At 45.9% G+C, this 18,019-nt stretch carries 16 protein-coding genes; 3 read left to right on the top strand and 13 right to left on the bottom strand.

The genetic code is table 11. From position 1 onward, the window contains the following. Positions 1 to 10: 10 nt before the first annotated feature. Both queG and IPJ02_04770 read right to left on the bottom strand, forming a co-directional pair. Positions 11 to 940, bottom strand: coding sequence for a tRNA epoxyqueuosine(34) reductase QueG (queG, locus tag IPJ02_04775; GenBank protein ID MBK7374884.1), 930 nt, complete (start codon positions 938 to 940; stop codon positions 11 to 13). Further along, positions 940 to 1,302, bottom strand: a complete 363-nt coding sequence (locus IPJ02_04770; GenBank protein ID MBK7374883.1) for a hypothetical protein — start codon at positions 1,300 to 1,302, stop codon at positions 940 to 942. Before IPJ02_04770 ends, queG begins: the two co-directional genes overlap by 1 nt. 206 nt (positions 1,303 to 1,508) lie before the next feature. On the opposite strand from IPJ02_04770, the gene clpB reads away from it, so the two are divergent. Both clpB and IPJ02_04760 read left to right on the top strand, forming a co-directional pair. Further along, positions 1,509 to 4,139 (top strand): ATP-dependent chaperone ClpB, encoded by a 2,631-nt coding sequence (clpB, locus tag IPJ02_04765; protein ID MBK7374882.1) that lies wholly within the window; start codon positions 1,509 to 1,511, stop codon positions 4,137 to 4,139. A gap of 57 nt (positions 4,140 to 4,196) precedes the next feature. Beyond that, a complete protein-coding gene (locus IPJ02_04760) occupies positions 4,197 to 4,769 on the top strand; it encodes a DsbA family protein (protein MBK7374881.1) in 573 nt (190 codons plus the stop codon). A gap of 38 nt (positions 4,770 to 4,807) precedes the next feature. Here the strand turns inward: IPJ02_04760 and IPJ02_04755 are convergent, their stop codons facing one another. From IPJ02_04755 to IPJ02_04710, 10 genes are all read right to left on the bottom strand, one after another. After that, complete coding sequence (locus IPJ02_04755) at positions 4,808 to 5,755, bottom strand: hypothetical protein (protein ID MBK7374880.1); 948 nt, start codon at positions 5,753 to 5,755, stop codon at positions 4,808 to 4,810. A 63-nt stretch (positions 5,756 to 5,818) separates the two neighbouring features. Continuing rightward, positions 5,819 to 6,748, bottom strand: a complete 930-nt coding sequence (locus tag IPJ02_04750; GenBank protein MBK7374879.1) for a hypothetical protein — start codon at positions 6,746 to 6,748, stop codon at positions 5,819 to 5,821. A 33-nt stretch (positions 6,749 to 6,781) separates the two neighbouring features. Beyond that, the gene (locus IPJ02_04745; GenBank protein MBK7374878.1) at positions 6,782 to 7,288 is read right to left on the bottom strand and encodes a hypothetical protein; all 507 of its coding nucleotides are present in this window, start codon (positions 7,286 to 7,288) and stop codon (positions 6,782 to 6,784) included. A 9-nt stretch (positions 7,289 to 7,297) separates the two neighbouring features. Continuing rightward, complete coding sequence (locus IPJ02_04740) at positions 7,298 to 10,165, bottom strand: hypothetical protein (protein ID MBK7374877.1); 2,868 nt, start codon at positions 10,163 to 10,165, stop codon at positions 7,298 to 7,300. A gap of 43 nt (positions 10,166 to 10,208) precedes the next feature. Further along, the gene (locus tag IPJ02_04735; protein MBK7374876.1) at positions 10,209 to 10,745 is read right to left on the bottom strand and encodes a T9SS type A sorting domain-containing protein; all 537 of its coding nucleotides are present in this window, start codon (positions 10,743 to 10,745) and stop codon (positions 10,209 to 10,211) included. Positions 10,746 to 10,919: 174 nt separating this feature from the next. Continuing rightward, positions 10,920 to 11,498: a peptide deformylase gene (locus tag IPJ02_04730; GenBank protein MBK7374875.1), complete on the bottom strand. Its 579-nt coding sequence runs from the start codon at positions 11,496 to 11,498 to the stop codon at positions 10,920 to 10,922. Positions 11,499 to 11,571: 73 nt separating this feature from the next. Beyond that, positions 11,572 to 11,985: a Holliday junction resolvase RuvX gene (gene ruvX, locus IPJ02_04725; GenBank protein MBK7374874.1), complete on the bottom strand. Its 414-nt coding sequence runs from the start codon at positions 11,983 to 11,985 to the stop codon at positions 11,572 to 11,574. A gap of 103 nt (positions 11,986 to 12,088) precedes the next feature. Further along, complete coding sequence (locus IPJ02_04720) at positions 12,089 to 12,802, bottom strand: UbiA family prenyltransferase (protein MBK7374873.1); 714 nt, start codon at positions 12,800 to 12,802, stop codon at positions 12,089 to 12,091. Positions 12,803 to 13,272: 470 nt separating this feature from the next. Further along, complete coding sequence (locus IPJ02_04715) at positions 13,273 to 13,806, bottom strand: RNA methyltransferase (GenBank protein ID MBK7374872.1); 534 nt, start codon at positions 13,804 to 13,806, stop codon at positions 13,273 to 13,275. A gap of 109 nt (positions 13,807 to 13,915) precedes the next feature. After that, entirely contained in the window at positions 13,916 to 15,565 is a 1,650-nt protein-coding gene (locus IPJ02_04710; GenBank protein MBK7374871.1) for a CTP synthase, read from the bottom strand. Positions 15,566 to 15,774: 209 nt separating this feature from the next. Between IPJ02_04710 and IPJ02_04705 the strand changes: the two genes are divergently transcribed. After that, positions 15,775 to 16,917: a hypothetical protein gene (locus IPJ02_04705; GenBank protein ID MBK7374870.1), complete on the top strand. Its 1,143-nt coding sequence runs from the start codon at positions 15,775 to 15,777 to the stop codon at positions 16,915 to 16,917. Between the two features lie 7 nt (positions 16,918 to 16,924). Here the strand turns inward: IPJ02_04705 and rfaD are convergent, their stop codons facing one another. Continuing rightward, the gene (gene rfaD / locus IPJ02_04700; GenBank protein MBK7374869.1) at positions 16,925 to 18,013 is read right to left on the bottom strand and encodes an ADP-glyceromanno-heptose 6-epimerase; all 1,089 of its coding nucleotides are present in this window, start codon (positions 18,011 to 18,013) and stop codon (positions 16,925 to 16,927) included. Positions 18,014 to 18,019 lie beyond the last annotated feature (6 nt).

The raw sequence follows: 18,019 nt of genomic DNA, 5'->3' as shown, positions 1-18,019 counted from the left end.
ACCGGCTGCGTCAGTGGCTAATGAATTTCAGGTTCCTTTTTATTCCCTGGTATTTGCTTCGCCGGAGTGGCGAATTCCGGAAAATGGTCTTAAAGCTTTCTTCCGTAAGCTCTTCCCAGTCGTTCTTTGTGAAGTGTAATACCTGGGGCAGGGGGGTGAAGTTCAGTTCATGGGTTGGTTTGGAGAAGCGGTTCCAGGGGCAAACATCCTGGCATACATCGCAACCAAACATCCAGTTGTCGAATTTGCCTTTCATCGATCCCGGTATCAGCGCTTCTTTCAGTTCGATGGTAAAATAAGAAATGCATTTGCTGCCGTCGACCACTTTGTCCGGCAGGATCGCTTCGGTAGGACAGGCGTCGATACATTTTGTGCATGTGCCGCAATGATCCTTGATAAAGGGAGCATCATATTCCAGTTCCAGGTCTGTAATGAGGGTGGCTATAAAGAAAAATGAACCTCCCTGTTTGCTGATCAGGTTGCCGTTTTTTCCCACCCATCCTATACCGGCATTTTGTGCCCAGCTTCTTTCCAGTACGGGAGCGCTGTCAACAAAGCCTCTTCCACTGATCTCCCCAACCTGCTCCCTGATCTTCTGTAAAAACAGTTTCAGTTTGGTTCGTATCACTTCGTGGTAGTCGTTGCCTAAGGCATATTTAGAAATTTTGGGTGCCCCGGGAGGTTGTTGCTGTGCAGGAAAATAATTGAACAATAAAGTGATAACCGACCTGGCCCCGGGAACCAGTTTTGAAGGATCGATGCGGAGGTCAAAATGATCTTCCATGTATTGCATGGTGCCATGCATGCCTTTGTTCAGCCAATTCTCCAGCCGCCTTGCATCTTCTTCCAGCCGGTGAGCTTTTGCAATGCCGCAGTGATCAAACCCCATATCGGCAGCAATGGTCTTAATGATCCGGGTATGTCTGGCAGTATTACTCATCAATCGGCAGAAGTATCTTCTAAATGCAGCTTGTGAAAGAAACGGTGTGCAATGGGGGCGATCAGGATACCGATGGTGCTGATGAAAGCCACACCGCTGAACAATGCATACAGCGAAGCAAATACTTTGGCTGTTTTTGTAAGGCAAATGTCCGGGTCGATCATCGGGCCCATGCCACTTAGGATCATGGAAGCATTTAAAAGACTGTCGTACCAGCCCAATTCAGGAATGGTGAATTTATACCCGGCCACCCCGATGGCAAGCGCTGATAGCATGATCAGGGAACCGAAGACCGCATTATTCCACAGCCTGCGGTAAAAGACCTTTTTGGGGGCCAGTTTTTGTTTGTTTAGCTCAGGCATGTCAGGCTTTTTCATAAAAATACAAAAGCCCTCCAACATTATTCCTGCCCCGGGCATTTAATACCCCGGTACCGTCATTTATGCAACAATAGCATACCATCCTCTCCCGGGCTGCTTTTGCGGCAGTATGGATCAGTATTGTATGCCATAATTGCCTGTATTTGAGGTTGGATTATATTTTGTGAGTTAAATGCAAAACCGATAATATGAGTTTACAGAACCTGACCATAAAATCACAGGAAATATTACAGCAGGCCCAGCAACTTGCTTTTAATGATGCCAATACGAATATTGATACGGAGCATATCCTGAAGGCCTTGCTGAATGATAAGGATTCGCCTGTTGAATTTTTGCTGAAGAAGAACAACGTCAACATTAGCTATGTGGAGGATAAGCTGGGCGAAGCTATGAATAAATTGCCGAAAGTTTCCGGTGGCGAGCCGGCACAATCCCTTAGCCGTGAGGCAAATAATGTGCTGCTGCGTTCAACCGCTACGTTAAAGACATTCAACGATGAGTTCATAAGTGTTGAGCACCTCTTGCTTGCCCTGCTGCAGGGCAGTGATAATACTTCCAAGATACTGAAAGATGCAGGCCTTACAGAGAAGGGATTGATCGCTGCGATCAAAGACCTGAAAAAAGGCTCCACCATATCATCTCAAACATCCGAAACCCAGTTCAATGCACTCAGTAAATATGCAAAGAACCTGAATGAGATGGCCCGGTCAGGAAAATTAGACCCGGTGATCGGGCGGGATGAGGAGATACGCAGGACCCTTCATATCCTGTCAAGAAGAAGTAAGAACAATCCCATCCTGGTTGGTGAACCCGGCGTTGGTAAAACAGCCATTGCCGAGGGCCTGGCCATGCGTATTGTGAACGGCGATGTTCCGGAGAACCTGAGATCGAAGGTCATTTATGCACTGGATATGGGGCAGTTGATCGCCGGAGCAAAATATAAGGGTGAATTTGAGGAACGATTAAAATCAGTTGTAAAGGAAGTAAGTACCAGTGACGGGCAGATCATTTTGTTCATAGATGAGATCCATACACTGGTTGGTGCAGGCGGCGGCGACGGGGCGATGGATGCCGCCAATATCCTGAAACCGGCCCTGGCAAGGGGAGAACTGCGGGCCATCGGTGCCACCACGTTAAATGAATACCAGAAATTCTTTGAAAAGGATAAAGCGCTTGAGCGCCGTTTTCAGAAAGTGATGATCGATGAGCCAACTGTGGAAGATGCGGTTTCCATCCTTCGTGGGTTGAAGGACCGCTACGAAACCTACCACCATGTGCGGATAAAGGATGAGGCCATTATTGCAGCGGTGGAATTATCGAACCGGTATATTACGGATCGTTTCTTGCCCGATAAGGCCATCGACCTGGTCGATGAAAGTGCTGCCAAACTGAGGCTGGAAATGAACAGCATGCCTGAGGAACTGGACGAACTGGAAAGAAAGATCCGGCAGCTTGAGATTGAACGGGAGGCTATCAAAAGGGAAAATGATGAGCAGAAACTTAAACAGTTGAACACGGATATATCCAATCTTTCTGTTGAACGGGATACGTTCAAAGCCAAATGGCAGCAGGAGAAAGAGATCGTGGAAAAGATACAGAATGCCAAAGCGGAGATAGAGAACCTTAAGTTGGCTGCCGATAAGGCCGAACGGGAAGGTGAGTATGGAAAAGTAGCAGAGATACGCTATGGCAAGGTTCAGGAACAGGAAAGGATCATTACTGAATTTACCACCCAGCTATCCGCCATCAGCGAAAAAAGACTCCTGAAAGAAGAAGTGGACGCAGAGGACATAGCAGAAAATGTGGCCAAGGCCACCGGCATACCGGTTATGAAAATGATGCAGAGTGAGCGGGAGAAATTGCTGCACCTTGAGGAAGAACTGCATAAAAGGGTAGTAGGCCAGGAAGAGGCCATTGAAGCAGTCTCGGATGCCATACGCCGAAGCCGTGCCGGGCTGCAGGACCCTAAAAAGCCCATCGGCTCCTTCATTTTCCTGGGTACAACCGGGGTAGGAAAGACCGAACTGGCCAAGGCACTTGCGGCTTATCTTTTTGATGACGACGGCATGATGACCCGTATCGACATGAGCGAGTACCAGGAAAAACACACTGTGAGCAGGCTTATTGGGGCACCTCCGGGCTATGTGGGCTACGACGAAGGGGGCCAGCTGACCGAGGCGGTAAGGCGCAAACCTTATAGCGTGATCCTGCTGGATGAAATTGAAAAGGCGCATCCTGACGTTTTTAACGTATTATTGCAGGTATTGGACGATGGCCGGCTAACTGATAACAAGGGCCGTATGGTGAATTTTAAGAATACGATCATCATCATGACCAGCAATATGGGCAGCCATATCATCCAGGAGAACTTTGAAAATGTAACCGAGACCAACAAAGAACAGGTGGTGGAAAAGACAAAGGCCGAAGTGATGATCCTGTTGCGACAGACCATTCGTCCTGAATTTTTGAACCGCATCGATGAAGTGATCATGTTTGAGCCCCTGATGAAAAAAGAGATAAAGGGCATTATCGGGCTTCAATTGGATGGGTTGAAACAATTGGTGGCACAGTCAGGTATCAATTTGCAATTCAGCGATTATGTGCTGGACTTTTTGGCAGAGAATGGGTACGATCCCCAGTTTGGTGCAAGACCGCTCAAACGCCTGATCCAGAAAGAAATTGTAAACCAGTTAAGCAAACGGATACTGGCCGGTGATGTGGACAAGACAAAACCCGTACTGGTGGATGTGTTTGACGGAACGGTGGTATTCAGGAATGAAGCAATGCGTGAAAAATTGCAAAAAGAAAAAAGGAACTGAACAGAATATTAATACATTAATGAAAAGTTGTTTGATACAACAAAAAAGGCAAGTACTATGGCAATGAAAGCAAAAGAAGTGGTGGAGATCATTGAACCCAGGGATGTATATGTGGGTAATAAACATGCACCGGTTACGCTGGTTGAGTTTGGCGAATATGAAAATGATGATTGTGCGAGGGCAAATGAAGTGGTAAAGAAATTACTGGAAGAATTTGACGGCAAGATAAGGTTCCAGTTCCGTCATTTCCCGTTGACCCGGATACATCAGCGTTCCATGAAGGCTGGCGAAGCGGCTGTTGCAGCTTCACAGGCGGGAAAATTCTGGGAGATGCACAATATACTGTTCGATAACCGCCGCAGGCTGGGAACCACCAGTCTTAAATTGTATTCCAAGGAGGCAGGCGTTATTAACAAACATTTCCTGGATGACCTCATCAACTCCACTTATGGCTGGCAGGTTATGAACGATCTGAACGAGGGTATTGAAAGGGGGATAAAAGACGTACCGGCATTTTTTGTGAATGGCGAAATGGTCACAAGCAAACCCACGTACGAAAACCTGAGCAAGAATATTCAATCTGCTTTGCGTAAAGCAAAAAAGAAAGTCCCTGCTAAACAAAGAGCATAAAAATTAAAAGGCCTCATTTTTCAATGAGGCCTTTTAATTTAATCTACTTCCACCGAATAGGTCATCAGTTCACGTCCGTTCACCAGTACGGTAACCGGGAAACTTCCTTCTTCAAATTTGTAACTGAAACTGAGGGATCCTCCGGCGTAAGCAAAGTCAACCTCTTTCAGTTTATATTTTTTACGCTCACCAATGGCCAGTGAAACTTTGCTTATTTCATCCCGGCCACCAATCACATAAGTGAAATAAACGGGTTTGTCCACTTTGGCCTTCAGTTTGCCATCGTTGGGGGTGAACCTTTTCATGTCAAACTCCAGCGCTGCCACTTTTACCAGTGGCAGGCCATAAAAATCTTTTTTGCTTCTCGGGCCGGGTCCCAGTTTCCAGGCTTCATTGTCGGGGTAATGCTGCAGGTTAAAAGCAGCTTTATCAGCAAAAAAATATGCACCGGTGAACGACCGGGTGAATGTTTTCATTTCGGCATCTGCATACCCACTGCCCCATGCCGGGTCAACGTAATACCAGGTATCGGGGCTTTGGCCCAGTTGAACCACAGCCCAGGTATGGTTGATATCGGTCCCTTTTTCTCCGATTTGTTCGATGCTTGTTTTTACGAACCCGTCCACGGTGAGGCAACGGATCCCGGCAATGCTGCACATATCCTGGAACAGGGCCGCAAAGCCTGCGCCAACTGCCCTCCTGTATAAGAGCACATCGGCCGGGGTATTCTTCATGGTACTGTTGGTACGTGCTGCCTTTACATCGTACATTATGTTCATTGCGATCCAGGTATAGATAGCACGGGCTTTGTCGATCTTGTCTTCAAAATGATTTATCACCACGTTGTTGATGGTGGCGGTACTCATGCCTTCCATAGCGCCCAGGCCTTTTATATACTCATCAATGGCTTTAAAATCCCGGCTGCCGGTTTGTGCTGCTGCACGGATAGAGGTTATTGCAAGAATAACAAGGAGGATCTTTTTCATGGGTTAAAAATAAGTTTCTAATGATTAAGAAATGTTCAAATTGGGATAAGCGGACGGATTTTTTTAGTTAAAGTCAAACAGGGTGGCAGTGAAAACGCCTCTTTCCCGTTTTTTAAAGATGGCTTTCCAGTTGCCGTTATAACGTATGAGTGAAGGCACCAGGTATTCGCCATACCGGGTCATCACCACTTCCATAGTCACTTTAAGATCGTAAACCGCTGCATCATAGCTCAGGGAATAATTCCTTGCCAGTACTTCAAAGGTACGGTCATCAAACCAGGTGGTCATTTCATCAACCACCACCGAACCCTTATTCTCCGGTTTCACCTTTTGGATGAATATATAGCAATTGGTATTGTTGTAGATGCCCATGTCGATGCTCATATCATAAAGACCGGCCATCTCGTCATCGTAAATGGCAGTTTTATTGCTGATAAAGGGAAGGCCGTTGATCCGTTTGCCGGGATTGAAGAAAAGCATTTTCAGTTGTTCCTTGTGTTTTTCCATGCCGCTTTTACCCGACGTGCTGAATTCCCGGCCGGCAACAATATTGTCTTCGCCGCAAACGGAATCTTTGGTGAAAAAAAGAGAAGCATACATCTGGGCCGTGTAGTAATTGAAGTCATGGTTCTCATCATAGATATCACCGGTCACCTGTTCTTCCAGTATTTCCATGGTACGGCAGTCATTCCTTCTTATTTGTTTTGTTTTACTATGCAATCCCGCTTTTATTTTACCATCACTGTTGTTCATGCGGATGTCGTTGATGGCAGTAAAGCCGAGCACACGCAGGTTTCGGAATGCTTTGTAAAAGGAAGTGTCGTTCTTTATCCGTTCAATGAATACCGGGATGTTGAGTTTATTGTTTACCACCACTTCGCTGAGGGTGATGCTCTTCTTGCCGATAGTAACCACACTATCGTTACTTGCCTGGCCAAAGGATGTAGTGCAGAGATAGAGGCAAAAAAAAGCAGGTATGATCTTTTTAATCATACCTGCAAGGTAAATATATCTTTAATTAAGCGGTTATTGCTGGCCCTTTGGCTTCTCGGTTTGTACCGGTTGAGCTTTCAGATCTTCGGCTCTGCCGATCCTGGCCGGTGATTCAGCCGGAACAGCCTGCTGGGTATCTGCTGCTATGTTTACAACAGGCGGGGTAACCAGTGTTGCCGGTGCAGTAGGTGCCGCATTGGTTTGAACAGGTTTTACTGCAGGCGAAGCTACAACAGCAACTGTTTTTTGTGTCTCAACTTTTGGAGCAGCTGCAGGTGCCGGGCTCGACCATTTTTTATCCGGGTCTAACCGGAATTGCTCCGGAACCTGTGGTTGTTGTGCCACATTATTCTTAGCTGCCTGTTCTTTTGCCTGTACCTCCGCTTTATATTGGCTGTACGGCTTGCCGTTTATGGTTGGTTCTGCTTTGGCTCCAGCCGGGGACGACTTTGATGAATTTGTTGCAGGTGCAGATGCAAATTGTGCACTGGCAAAAAAACAGGTGATTATTGATATTGCTAATAGCGAAATCTTTTTCATATATAAAATTTAGTTGTGAAGGTATTGTATTGACAAACTGTTTGATGCTGAAAAGCCCTGTGTTGTTTGACTGGCTCCGGAAAACTGAACCAATTGCACATTAACTCTTTGTCCGGCAGTAAATCTCCTTGAATAAGAAAGGTTTTGGAAAGTATAACCACCCCCTGTACCAGATTGATCAAGGGTTTCATATTCAAAGCCTCCATTTACAAGTAGCTGGATCCTCATATCATTTGATACAATTCCAGGACTCCAGGCAACAGAACAATTTATCTGGTAAACCCCGGTTACAGGAATTGTATATTCACCAGTGCCGGCATTATAATTGGCCCCGCCATCTTCGTTATCAACCACTGCCCATTGTGTAATTGGTGTAGAAACAGCATTCGGGATAACTACCGGAACTGTAAAGCCACGCATGGAGATACCAGCAGACCTTGCTACTGATGCCTGCCATGTTGCATTACCAACCGCATCTGTTGTTAATACCCTTCCTGCAGCTTCACCGATACCGGTAAGTTGTACGCCCCCTAAAGTCCTTAAGGCGGTAGTACCACCGGTAAAATAACCACCGGCACCTGTACCAGCCGCTGCATTACCTACAACACCAAAGTTGTTGGGAGCTAAGCCACTTCCATAAACGCCTGCATTGCCGGTAGATGCATAGCTTTCGCCTACAACACCAATGCTGGTATTGGAAGCACCATGCACACCAACATTCGCATTACTTACACCAAGGATACCTCTTTGTGAAAAAGATTCACCAATCGCTGCAGTAGGGAAGATAGGTCCGTACCCGGAACCTCCGGTAGAAAGGGCCCACATACCAACTGATCCGATATTCGCACCATTGTTAAAAGCCCTTAGTGCTGCAACAGTATTACCCGCATTGTTATTATTGAAATCACCCGCACTGGTCAGGTTTGCATTGGCAACCTGCAGGTTTGCAGTAGGGGTGGTGGTTCCGATACCAACATTCGTTCCGTCATCAAATATCAGGGAATTTCCTATGGTAGCTCCATCCGGGGTCCATTTTGGAACATAATTCAACGTACCTGTACCAGATACGCCACCAACGCTTGCTAAAGTAGCCCAGGTGGCATTACCAACCGCATCGCTTCTTAAAATGCTGTTTAATGCAGCGCCTTGTCCCTGGATCTGAACAAGGCCATTTGTTACCAGGGCGTATGATGTTGGGCTGCTTGCGCCCACTGCAAATACTGCCACACCACCTGTACCAAATGTTTGTCCCAGTACACCAACACCTGTTTGAACAGTACCACCAAAAGTTGCAATATTCGTAAGAGTTAATCCAGCTAAACCTACACCATTTGCATTGCTTGAACTACCATAAACACCTGCCGGATTGGTCAGGTAAGTTCCAAGTCCGGGACCTTTACGTCCAAATATGCTGTTACCGCCGCCGTTCACAGAACTCGTGGCCCCGGCAGTAGCATTGGCATTCAGGGCACGGATGACGTTGGCAATGTTCGCCGCATTTCCGATACTGAAATCACCGGCTATGCCCCCTGTTCCTATGGAAGTACCTGCTAAAGCGGTTCCTGTGTTTACAGAGGTAGCCTGAACACCTACACCATTATAAGAAAGACCTGCCACGCCAAAGACCGATTCACTGGTACCTTGCAGACCTATACCGGTACTTGATATTCCGGTTGCAGCGGAAGGAACATTCACATACAGGAATGTATTGCCAGAAATTGCACCCCTTCTTGCAAGCAGTGAGCTATTGCCGAATCCTACGGAACTAAGGTTGGCATTATCAACCAACACAGCATTCGTGGTATTTGCTGCGTTGTTTTGATTGATCAATACGCTGTTATTTGTTCCTGCATTCAGTACTTCCAGTTTTCCCGTTGGAGCCACCTGGCCAATTCCAACATTACCGCTGTTTAATATGCTAACAATGGGGTTTGTGGCACTGTTCAGGAAATTATAACTGATATCGGTTGCTGCCAAACCGGTTGAGAAATTACCAAATTGCAATGCCCGGTCAGTAGCGCCTGATTTAAGTGCGATGCTGGCTGCATTTGTCTGGGCAGGAGCTGTGGTGGTATTGGCAAAACTTAAAACAGCGTTGGCAAAGTTTGTACCGGTATTGTTGATGGCGATGCCGTCATTATCCCCGGCTGCTACCGTAAGTTTATTTGTCGGGGTCAGCGTGCCAACACCCACATTGGTTCCATTATCAAAGATCTGTGAGTTCCCGATCGTTGTTCCGTCGGGTGTCCATTTGGCAACCATGTTCAGTGTGCCTGTACCACTCACCACGCCGGCCTGTGCTGCGGTTGCAGGTATCCATGAGGTAGACACTGCATCCCACATCAATAGATTTTTGTTGGCCGGGGCAGCTGCAGAAACGGACCTTCCCTGTATTCTTGCCACGGTTGGATTTGGATAGGTGCCGGACAGGTCTCCGCCGGCTGGTCCTACCGGGGCAGCAGCAGCTGCGTTCAAGGCATACGGTACACTTACCAGTTGGGTGGAGCCAACATTAAAATAATTGGTACCCCCCTGGGCATCTATTTCAACCTTTAGAAATTTGGTGCCGCTTCCTGCGCCAAATGCTGTCCAGTTGATACCGGCAACGGTGCCTGTGGAAGTAATGGCTCCCGGGCTTCCCACCTGTACATTAAATAAGCCAAACATATTGGTTGTCACATTCCTTGTTTCACTGTAAACGGCAGGGCCTGTAGGGCCTCCGTTCAAAATACTTAATCGCAAACCAACAGGCTGGTTGGGTAGTACATTACCTACCCCATTGCGAGCCACACCCTGGTAGTTCAATAAATTGGGTGATTGTGCAAAGGAGAGTAATGTCAGAACAAAACCTGTTATCGTTAATAATAACTTTTTCATGAGTTGCATGGTTTTATTTTTGATGGATAAAATTTAAATGCTGTTACCTGATCTTTTGTACTTTGAAAGTGCCTTTTTTACTGACCGAGTTACCGGTAGGCGCCAGCTGGATATTCAGGAAGTACATTCCTGAAGGATAACGGCCCAGGCTCCATTTTTCGATCCGGCCTGTGCCATAATAATCAAACTGCCTGTTGCCAAGGAACCTTCCTGTTTCATCATAAAGGCTCATGGTGACTTTACCTGATTGTTTACTGAAGAAATCGATCTCCAGAACATCGGGGGTGGGGTTTGGCAGTACTTTGATCTCATCTCTGTCCCAGGTGCCATTGTTATTAATGGTGGCAGGGTTATGGGTGCCTGGCTGCAAAATACCGCTGGTAACAACAATATTTGATGCTGCTGATTCAGACAGGGTTTCAATGGCCATGGATTCTCCGAAGCTCCACTCAACGTAGTAGTAGGTAAATGGATAATTACCACCTGTTGCGTTCAGGGTAGCTGGAGTAACACTTTGGGCAAATGAACCAAGAGAGAAAAAAATACCAACTGTAAAAAGCAAGAGTCGTACTTTTCTCATAAGCAATGTTTAAGGGTGAAAGATATATTACCATACTAAAGTATAATCATTTATCGGATTATGCAATACCCAGATATGGGTATATCTTAAAAATGTTTACTTGTGGATAATTATTTAGGAATCACCGCTTTAAACCGGGGCGGAATTACGGGAAGGTATACCTGAAATGGACGGTTATTTGGGGAATACCATCCGGTAATCAACGTGGATCTTTCCTTTTGAAATATCATCCAGTTTCCGCTTCAATAATTTTCTTTTAAGGGGCTTTATATGGTCTATGAAGAGTTTTCCTTCAATATGATCGTATTCGTGCAGTATGATACGGGCTGTCAGGCCGTTGAATGTTTGGGTGTGTGGCTGGAAGTTTTCATCCACAAACTCAATTTCAACTTCTTCGTTGCGGTAAACATCTTCCCGTATTTTGGGAATGCTCAGGCACCCTTCGTTGTAAGACCATTCTTTGCCATTCAACCTGGTGATATGTGCATTTATGAAAACACCCTTATAACCTGGTGCATCCGGGTATTCGTCTTTTTCATCTTCTTCCTGGTTCAGGAAAACCTGCTCGCTGTCCATTACAAACAGGCGGATGGGAACATTTACCTGCGGTGCCGCCAGCCCAACACCATTGCTGTTGTACATGGTTTCCCACATGTCGGCAACCAGTTTGTCCAGGTTGGAGTAGTCCGCTGTTATGTCATCGCAAACCTTGCGTAAGACCGGTGAACCATATGCTACTATCGGAAGGGTCATTTGTTAATTTGTTAATTGGTTAATTGGTTCTTTTGCAAAATTAACTCTTATCAACAATTCAGCAATTCAACACTTAAACATTTGATTGAAGGTATTCCTGCAACATGATGGTAGCCGCTATGATGTCTACATTCTTCTTATCCCGGCGGTCTTTCTTTTTCATGCCCATTTCCAGCATGGCGTCTTTGGCCATTTTGGAAGTATAGCGTTCATCAACGGTCTTCAGGGGAATGGCTGGAAATTCTTTTTGTATTTTTTTTATCGCTGTCTCCACCAGGGGAGTGCCGTGGGTATCGGATTCGTCCCAGTTCTTCGGCAGTCCGATGATGATGAGTTCTACTTCTTCTTTTGAGAAATAATTCTTTAACCAGGAGATGAGCTCTTTTGAATCAATGGTCTCCAGGCCGGTGGCAATGATCTTCAAGGGGTCGGTCACGGCCAGCCCGGTTCTTTTACCGCCATAGTCTATTGCGAGGATGCGTGCCATGGGGCGAAGATACAAGATTCAGGATACAGGATACAGGATACAGGATACAGGATGCCGGATACAGGATAGTTGACGTTTCATATCCTGTATCCGGTATCCGGCATCAATTCAAAAATAGATCCAGTATTACAAACACGGCGAAAGCAACCGATGCAATGCCATTGGTTGTGAAGAATGCCATATTTACCTTGCTCAGGTCGTTGGGCTTCACCAGTAAATGCTGGTAGATCAGTAAGCCCGTGAAGAATGCAACGCCGGTCCAGTACCAGGTACCGAAATGGCCGTGGATCCCTGCATACACCAGGCAGGCTGCAGAAAGAACATGCAGCAGTTCCGAGATCCTTAATGCTTTTGCTTTGCCTACCGCAGCAGGTATGGAATGAAGCTGGTTGCTTTTATCAAATTCCTCATCCTGCAGGGCATAAATAATATCGAAACCACTTACCCAGAACAGAACGGTGAAAGAAAAAAGAATGGGCAGCAGGGCAAATTCCCCGGTAACCGCCAGGTAAGCGCCAATGGGAGCCAGGCTTAAACCAACGCCCAGCACCAAATGGCATAAAGCGGTAAAACGTTTGGTATAACTGTAGAACAGGATCACGAACAGGGCTACCGGCGAAAGATAGAAACATATCCGGTTGATGAAAAAACAGCAGGCAATGAACAACAGGCAATTGGCGATCACAAACAACAAGGCATTGTTAGCCTTAATTACGCCGGCCGGAATTTCCCGGATGGCCGTGCGTGGATTTTTTGCATCGAAGTTCTTATCCAGCCAGCGGTTGAAGGCCATGGCGGCAGAACGGGCGAAGACCATGCAGAGGATGACTAAAATAAATAACCACCATTGGTGATAAAGTAAGAGTTTTGTTTTATCGAACACTGATAATTCCCAGAATTTATAAACTTTAAGCCAGGGAATTCTTTCTAAATCTTTAACTCCTAAAAAAACCGATCAATGCAAAGGGCATTGCAAAAATGGTATGGGCAAACTTAACGAGGGAGAGGTATTTTTTTATTGATGTCATTTATAAAGTAGGTGCAAAAATAGGTAATTCCCCTTTAGGGGTCAGGGGTACAGGGCATTGCAAGAATGGTATGGGCGAACTTTACGAGGGAGAGGTATTTTTTTATTGATGTCATTTATAAAGTAGGTGCAAAAATAGGTAATTCCCCTTTAGAGGTAAGGGGTACAGGGCATTGCAAAAAAGGTGTGGGCGAATTTTACGAGGGAGAGATATTTTTTTATTGTCCTCATTCAAATGTTCAATAAACAATGTTCAATGATCAATGTTCAACGGAGGCCTGTGAGATCCTGCCCCTGATTATCTCCCACAGCACCACGCCGGCTGCGGTGGCGATGTTCAGCGAATGTTTCATCCCCAGTTGAGGGATCTCAATGCATCCGTCGCATTGCAGGATGGTATCCTGCTCCACACCCGTCACTTCATTGCCAAATATAACGGCTATTTTTTCATCGCTTTTAAAATCCACCTGCTGAAGCATGTGGCTGTTTTTTGCCTGTTCTACGGCATACACTTTATATCCTTCTTCCCGTAAATCTTTTATTGCTTCCGTTGCGTTGGCAAAATGTTTCCAGTCAACCGTTTCTTCTGCACCCAGGGCTGTTTTCTTTATTTCTTTATGGGGAGGAACACAGGTATAGCCGGTGATGTAAATGGCATCCAGTAAAAATGCATCGGCCGTACGGAACACACTGCCTACATTATAGGCGCTTCGGATATTTTCCAATACAGCGATCACAGGAATTTTCCGGGAACGTTTGAACTCTTCCACCGACTTACGGTTGAGTTCAGCCATGCTTAGTTTTTGCATACAAATAACAGCAATAATTTACTTCAACCACCGATGACTGACCACCGACAACCGAAGTACATTACTGTGGTCAGTGGTCAGTCGTCCGTGGTCATCATATCATTTCACTCTGCAGCAATGGGTTTTTCACCGACTCTTTGGTTTCGGCAAAGGCCTTGGCAGCTTTTATGAAATGGACAAAAACGGGTTGGGGATTCTCCACCGTGCTTTTCAGTTCGGGATGAAATTGTACGCCGATAAAGAACGGATGATCCTTTAATTCCACGATCTCCACCAGGCCCGTACCGGGATTCTTTCCGCTGGGTACCAGCCCGGCCTTTTCAAAATCGGCCAGGTATTTATTGTTGAACTCCCAGCGGTGGCGGTGCCTTTCGCTGATATGGGTGGTCCCGTAAATGGAATAGGCCAGGCTGTCTTTATTGATATCACAGGGGTATGCACCCAACCTCATGGTGCCGCCCATATTCCTCACTTTCTTCTGGTCTTCCATCAGGTCGATCACAGGGTGAGGGGTTTTGGTATCCATCTCGGTAGAATGCGCATCTTTCCATCCCAATACATTTCTGGCGTATTCGATCACGGCCATCTGCATGCCCAGGCAAATACCAAAGAAGGGCAGCTTGTTCTCGCGGGCAAATTTCACGGCAATGATCTTTCCTTCCACACCCCGGTTGCCAAAGCCTGGTGCAACCAGCAGGCCATCCAGGTCCTTCAGTTTTTCTTTTACGTTCTCATCGGTAATGAATTCGCTGTGCACATTTACGATCTGCACTTTGCATTCATTGATGGCACCGGCATGTATGAAAGATTCCAGGATGGATTTGTACGCATCCTGCAGTTCAATATATTTTCCGATCAGCCCGATGGTTACTTTGCTGTGCGGGTATTTTAATTTATCCAGGAAGCCACGCCATTTGGTGAGTTCCGGGGCAGCATAGCCGTTTATCTGTAATTTTTTCAGTACGATCACGTCCAGGCCTTCCTGCAGCATTTTCAGCGGCACTTCATAAATGGTACCCGCATCCATGGCCTCGATCACCGCATTGGGTTTTACATTGCAGAACAGGGCGATCTTTTTCTTCAGGTCATCGCTCAGCGGGTGTTCGGTACGGCAAACGATCACATTGGGATGCACCCCTTCCTGGCTCAGCATACGAACGCTGTGCTGGGTGGGTTTTGTTTTCAGTTCCTTGGCGGCTTTCAGGTAGGGGATCAGGGTAAGGTGAACCACCACGCAATCCTCCTCCGGCAGTTCCCACTGGATCTGCCTTACGGCTTCCACAAAGGGTAAGCTTTCGATGTCACCCACGGTGCCGCCGATCTCTGTTATAACAATATCGTATTTGCCTTCGGAACCCAGCAGGAGCATCCGGCGTTTTATTTCATCCGTAATGTGCGGAATGACCTGTACGGTCTTTCCCAAATAAGCGCCTTCCCGTTCTTTATTGATCACCGTTTGATAAATGCGGCCGGTGGTAACATTATTGGCCTGTGATGTAGGGGTATTTAAAAAACGTTCGTAATGGCCAAGGTCAAGGTCTGTTTCGGCCCCGTCGTCCGTAACATAGCATTCGCCGTGTTCATAAGGATTCAGCGTGCCGGGGTCGACGTTGATGTAGGGATCAAATTTCTGTATGGTGACCTTGAGGCCGCGGCTTTGTAAGAGTTTTGCCAGGGAGGCAGCAATGATTCCCTTTCCTAATGAAGAAGTAACACCACCTGTTACAAAAATGTACTTAGCCATAAAAAATAATTTTACAACCACTCCCTTATTTTTCGGGATGAAGGCTGCGGTTAATAAATATGACCAGGAAAATTCGGGATAAAATCTTGAAGGTCATGCAAAGATAAGTGGAATATTCGGGGGGAGGAAATTTGGGGAGGGATTTTGTTGGAAAAAACTTAGTTTCATAACGAAAAGGATTAATAGTTTAGAGAAAATTTTACCCTGGTATGCGAACAGTATCATTCCTAACTCTTGTTCTGCTCACGATTCTTCCGGCTTTTGCCCAGTTTGAAGCAAAAATGATTGATTTTAATAATAAGCTGGAGATCAATCTTGCTAAAGAGAGTCTTCCCAATTCATTAGGTGATAAGATCCGTTCCGTTAATGTCATTGATGCCCGGGACGATTCAGGTGCGGTAGGGTATTATTATATCAAAAGGAGCGAGGCATTTAAGCATGGAATAAAACCAGGGGAGGCTGGTAAAAAAGGCTATGATAGCTGGTCAAAGATCTATTATTGTTCACCTACCTTAAAAGACGGTTTTGCCGAATGGATAAGTGCATACCTGCAATGCCGGAAAAATGATTCGGTAAAGAATAATCTGTTGATCGTAGTAAAAAAACTCTGGCTGTCTCCCGAGGCAGATAAGACCGGGTTTGACGATGATAAGACCACTCCGCTCACGAATGAATGGGATGCCGGCGTACTTTGTAAACTTGAATTTTACCTGGAAAGAGACAGTATTTTTTACCCGCTATACAGGATCGACTCAATCTTTACGTATAAAGACAGATTGAATGATTACGAAGGGCTTCGGTTTGTTGACAACGCCGGTTCATTTATTACTTCAACCTTAAAGAAATCGTTGGTTAAGCTGGCTGACATTAATCCTGGGGAGATCATTGCAAAAAGAAGAAAATTATCATTTAATGAGATATACCGGGAGTATTCAAAGAAGACTGAAGTACCGATATTGAAGTCTGTTGTGTTAAATAAAGGAGTTTATAAAGATTTTGAAGAGTTTAAAGCAAATTCCCCATCCATAAGGGAATATGAACTCCGGGAGAGTAAAATGGGTGATATCCTGTATGTAAAAGACGGGAATTCGGAATATCCCAGCAGGACTGTTTGGGGATTTTGTGATGGCACAGATATTTTCATCAATTCGGGGGATAAATATTCAAAACTGGTACGCAGGGAGAATACATTTTATTTCTTTGGCATCAAAGGATTGACCAGGAAGAGCAAACATGTTTTTTTAAAATCGTCTGCATTGAATTATGCCGCCAATACCGGCGAAAAAAAATCAGTGTATAAAATGGAACTTAAGTATTACCAGGTAGACATGGAAACGGGAGAAGCATATTAACCCGGCTCTAATAAAACTCATTCTTCGCCAGGTAGTTCCTTACATAATCATCCACCCCTTTCTCCAGCGAATAAAATCCGTTCGTATAACCGGCAGTTTTTAATTTATCCATCGTTGCTTCGGTGAAGTACTGGTATTTATCCCGTATGTCTTCGGGCATGTCGATGTATTCGATCTGTGGTTGCATATCCAGCCCTGCAAAAGTGGCTTTAACCAGGTCGTTGAAAGTCCTGGCTTTGCCTGTGCCTAAATTGTAGATAGCAGAAGTGAGTCGTGAGTGGTGAGTCGTGAGTGAGGAACTCACGGCTGACGCCTGACGATTCATGCTTTCTTCCATAAGCCAGTAACAAACAGCGATCACATCCTTCACATAAATAAAGTCACGCAGTTGTTCGCCGTCCTCGTAGCCTTCTTTATGTGAACGGAAGAGTTTTACCTTGCTGTTCTGTTTTATCTGGTTAAAGGAGTGGAAGATCACGCTGGCCATTCTTGCCTTGTGGTATTCATTGGGGCCGTATACATTAAAGAATTTCAACCCGGCCCAGAAGGGGGGATGGCATTCCTGGTGCAGCACCCATTTGTCGAATTCGTTCTTGGAAATGCCATACGGATTCAGCGGGCGAAGCTGCTCAATGATCTCATGGTTGTCATCATAACCCAGTTCGCCTTCGCCATATGTAGCAGCAGAGGAAGCATATACCAGCGGAATATTATTCGTCGTGCACCAGTTCCAGATTTTCTGGGAATACTCCACGTTCAGGTGCTGGTGTATGGAATAATCAAATTCGGTGGTATCGGTGCGGGCGCCCAGGTGAAAGACAAATGCAACGGCCGGCTTTTCCTTCTGCACCCATTCAAAAAAATCTTCCCGCTCCACCCTCACCAGGTATTTTTTGTGCAGCAGGTTCAGTTCTTTTGCTTCATCATCAAATTCATCTACCAGGATCAGGTTCTCATATCCCTGCTGGTTCAGGTAACTGACCATGCAGCTCCCGATGAAGCCGGCGGCGCCGGTGACTACTATAGTCTCCCCAAACCCCTTCGAAGGAGGGGCTTTTAACGACCCTGATTTATTCTGATTCTTTTCTAAACTCATTGATAG

Source organism: Chitinophagaceae bacterium (genome assembly GCA_016710165.1).
Taxonomy (GTDB): Bacteria; Bacteroidota; Bacteroidia; order Chitinophagales; family Chitinophagaceae; genus Ferruginibacter.
The sequence above is the reverse complement of the archived record's forward strand: the minus strand, read 5'-3'. Positions and strand labels throughout refer to the sequence as shown.

What these genes read in the sequence shown, in the direction of transcription:
- queG (MBK7374884.1), bottom strand. Translation starts at nt 940, where the DNA reads ATGAGTAATACTGCCAGACATACCCGGATCATTAAGACCATTGCTGCC.
- IPJ02_04770 (MBK7374883.1), bottom strand. Translation starts at nt 1,302, where the DNA reads ATGCCTGAGCTAAACAAACAAAAACTGGCCCCCAAAAAGGTCTTTTAC.
- clpB (MBK7374882.1), top strand. Translation starts at nt 1,509, where the DNA reads ATGAGTTTACAGAACCTGACCATAAAATCACAGGAAATATTACAGCAG.
- IPJ02_04760 (MBK7374881.1), top strand. Translation starts at nt 4,197, where the DNA reads ATGGCAATGAAAGCAAAAGAAGTGGTGGAGATCATTGAACCCAGGGAT.
- IPJ02_04755 (MBK7374880.1), bottom strand. Translation starts at nt 5,755, where the DNA reads ATGAAAAAGATCCTCCTTGTTATTCTTGCAATAACCTCTATCCGTGCA.
- IPJ02_04750 (MBK7374879.1), bottom strand. Translation starts at nt 6,748, where the DNA reads ATGATTAAAAAGATCATACCTGCTTTTTTTTGCCTCTATCTCTGCACT.
- IPJ02_04745 (MBK7374878.1), bottom strand. Translation starts at nt 7,288, where the DNA reads ATGAAAAAGATTTCGCTATTAGCAATATCAATAATCACCTGTTTTTTT.
- IPJ02_04740 (MBK7374877.1), bottom strand. Translation starts at nt 10,165, where the DNA reads ATGAAAAAGTTATTATTAACGATAACAGGTTTTGTTCTGACATTACTC.
- IPJ02_04735 (MBK7374876.1), bottom strand. Translation starts at nt 10,745, where the DNA reads ATGAGAAAAGTACGACTCTTGCTTTTTACAGTTGGTATTTTTTTCTCT.
- IPJ02_04730 (MBK7374875.1), bottom strand. Translation starts at nt 11,498, where the DNA reads ATGACCCTTCCGATAGTAGCATATGGTTCACCGGTCTTACGCAAGGTT.
- ruvX (MBK7374874.1), bottom strand. Translation starts at nt 11,985, where the DNA reads ATGGCACGCATCCTCGCAATAGACTATGGCGGTAAAAGAACCGGGCTG.
- IPJ02_04720 (MBK7374873.1), bottom strand. Translation starts at nt 12,802, where the DNA reads ATGGTCTTCGCCCGTTCTGCCGCCATGGCCTTCAACCGCTGGCTGGAT.
- IPJ02_04715 (MBK7374872.1), bottom strand. Translation starts at nt 13,806, where the DNA reads ATGGCTGAACTCAACCGTAAGTCGGTGGAAGAGTTCAAACGTTCCCGG.
- IPJ02_04710 (MBK7374871.1), bottom strand. Translation starts at nt 15,565, where the DNA reads ATGGCTAAGTACATTTTTGTAACAGGTGGTGTTACTTCTTCATTAGGA.
- IPJ02_04705 (MBK7374870.1), top strand. Translation starts at nt 15,775, where the DNA reads ATGCGAACAGTATCATTCCTAACTCTTGTTCTGCTCACGATTCTTCCG.
- rfaD (MBK7374869.1), bottom strand. Translation starts at nt 18,013, where the DNA reads ATGAGTTTAGAAAAGAATCAGAATAAATCAGGGTCGTTAAAAGCCCCT.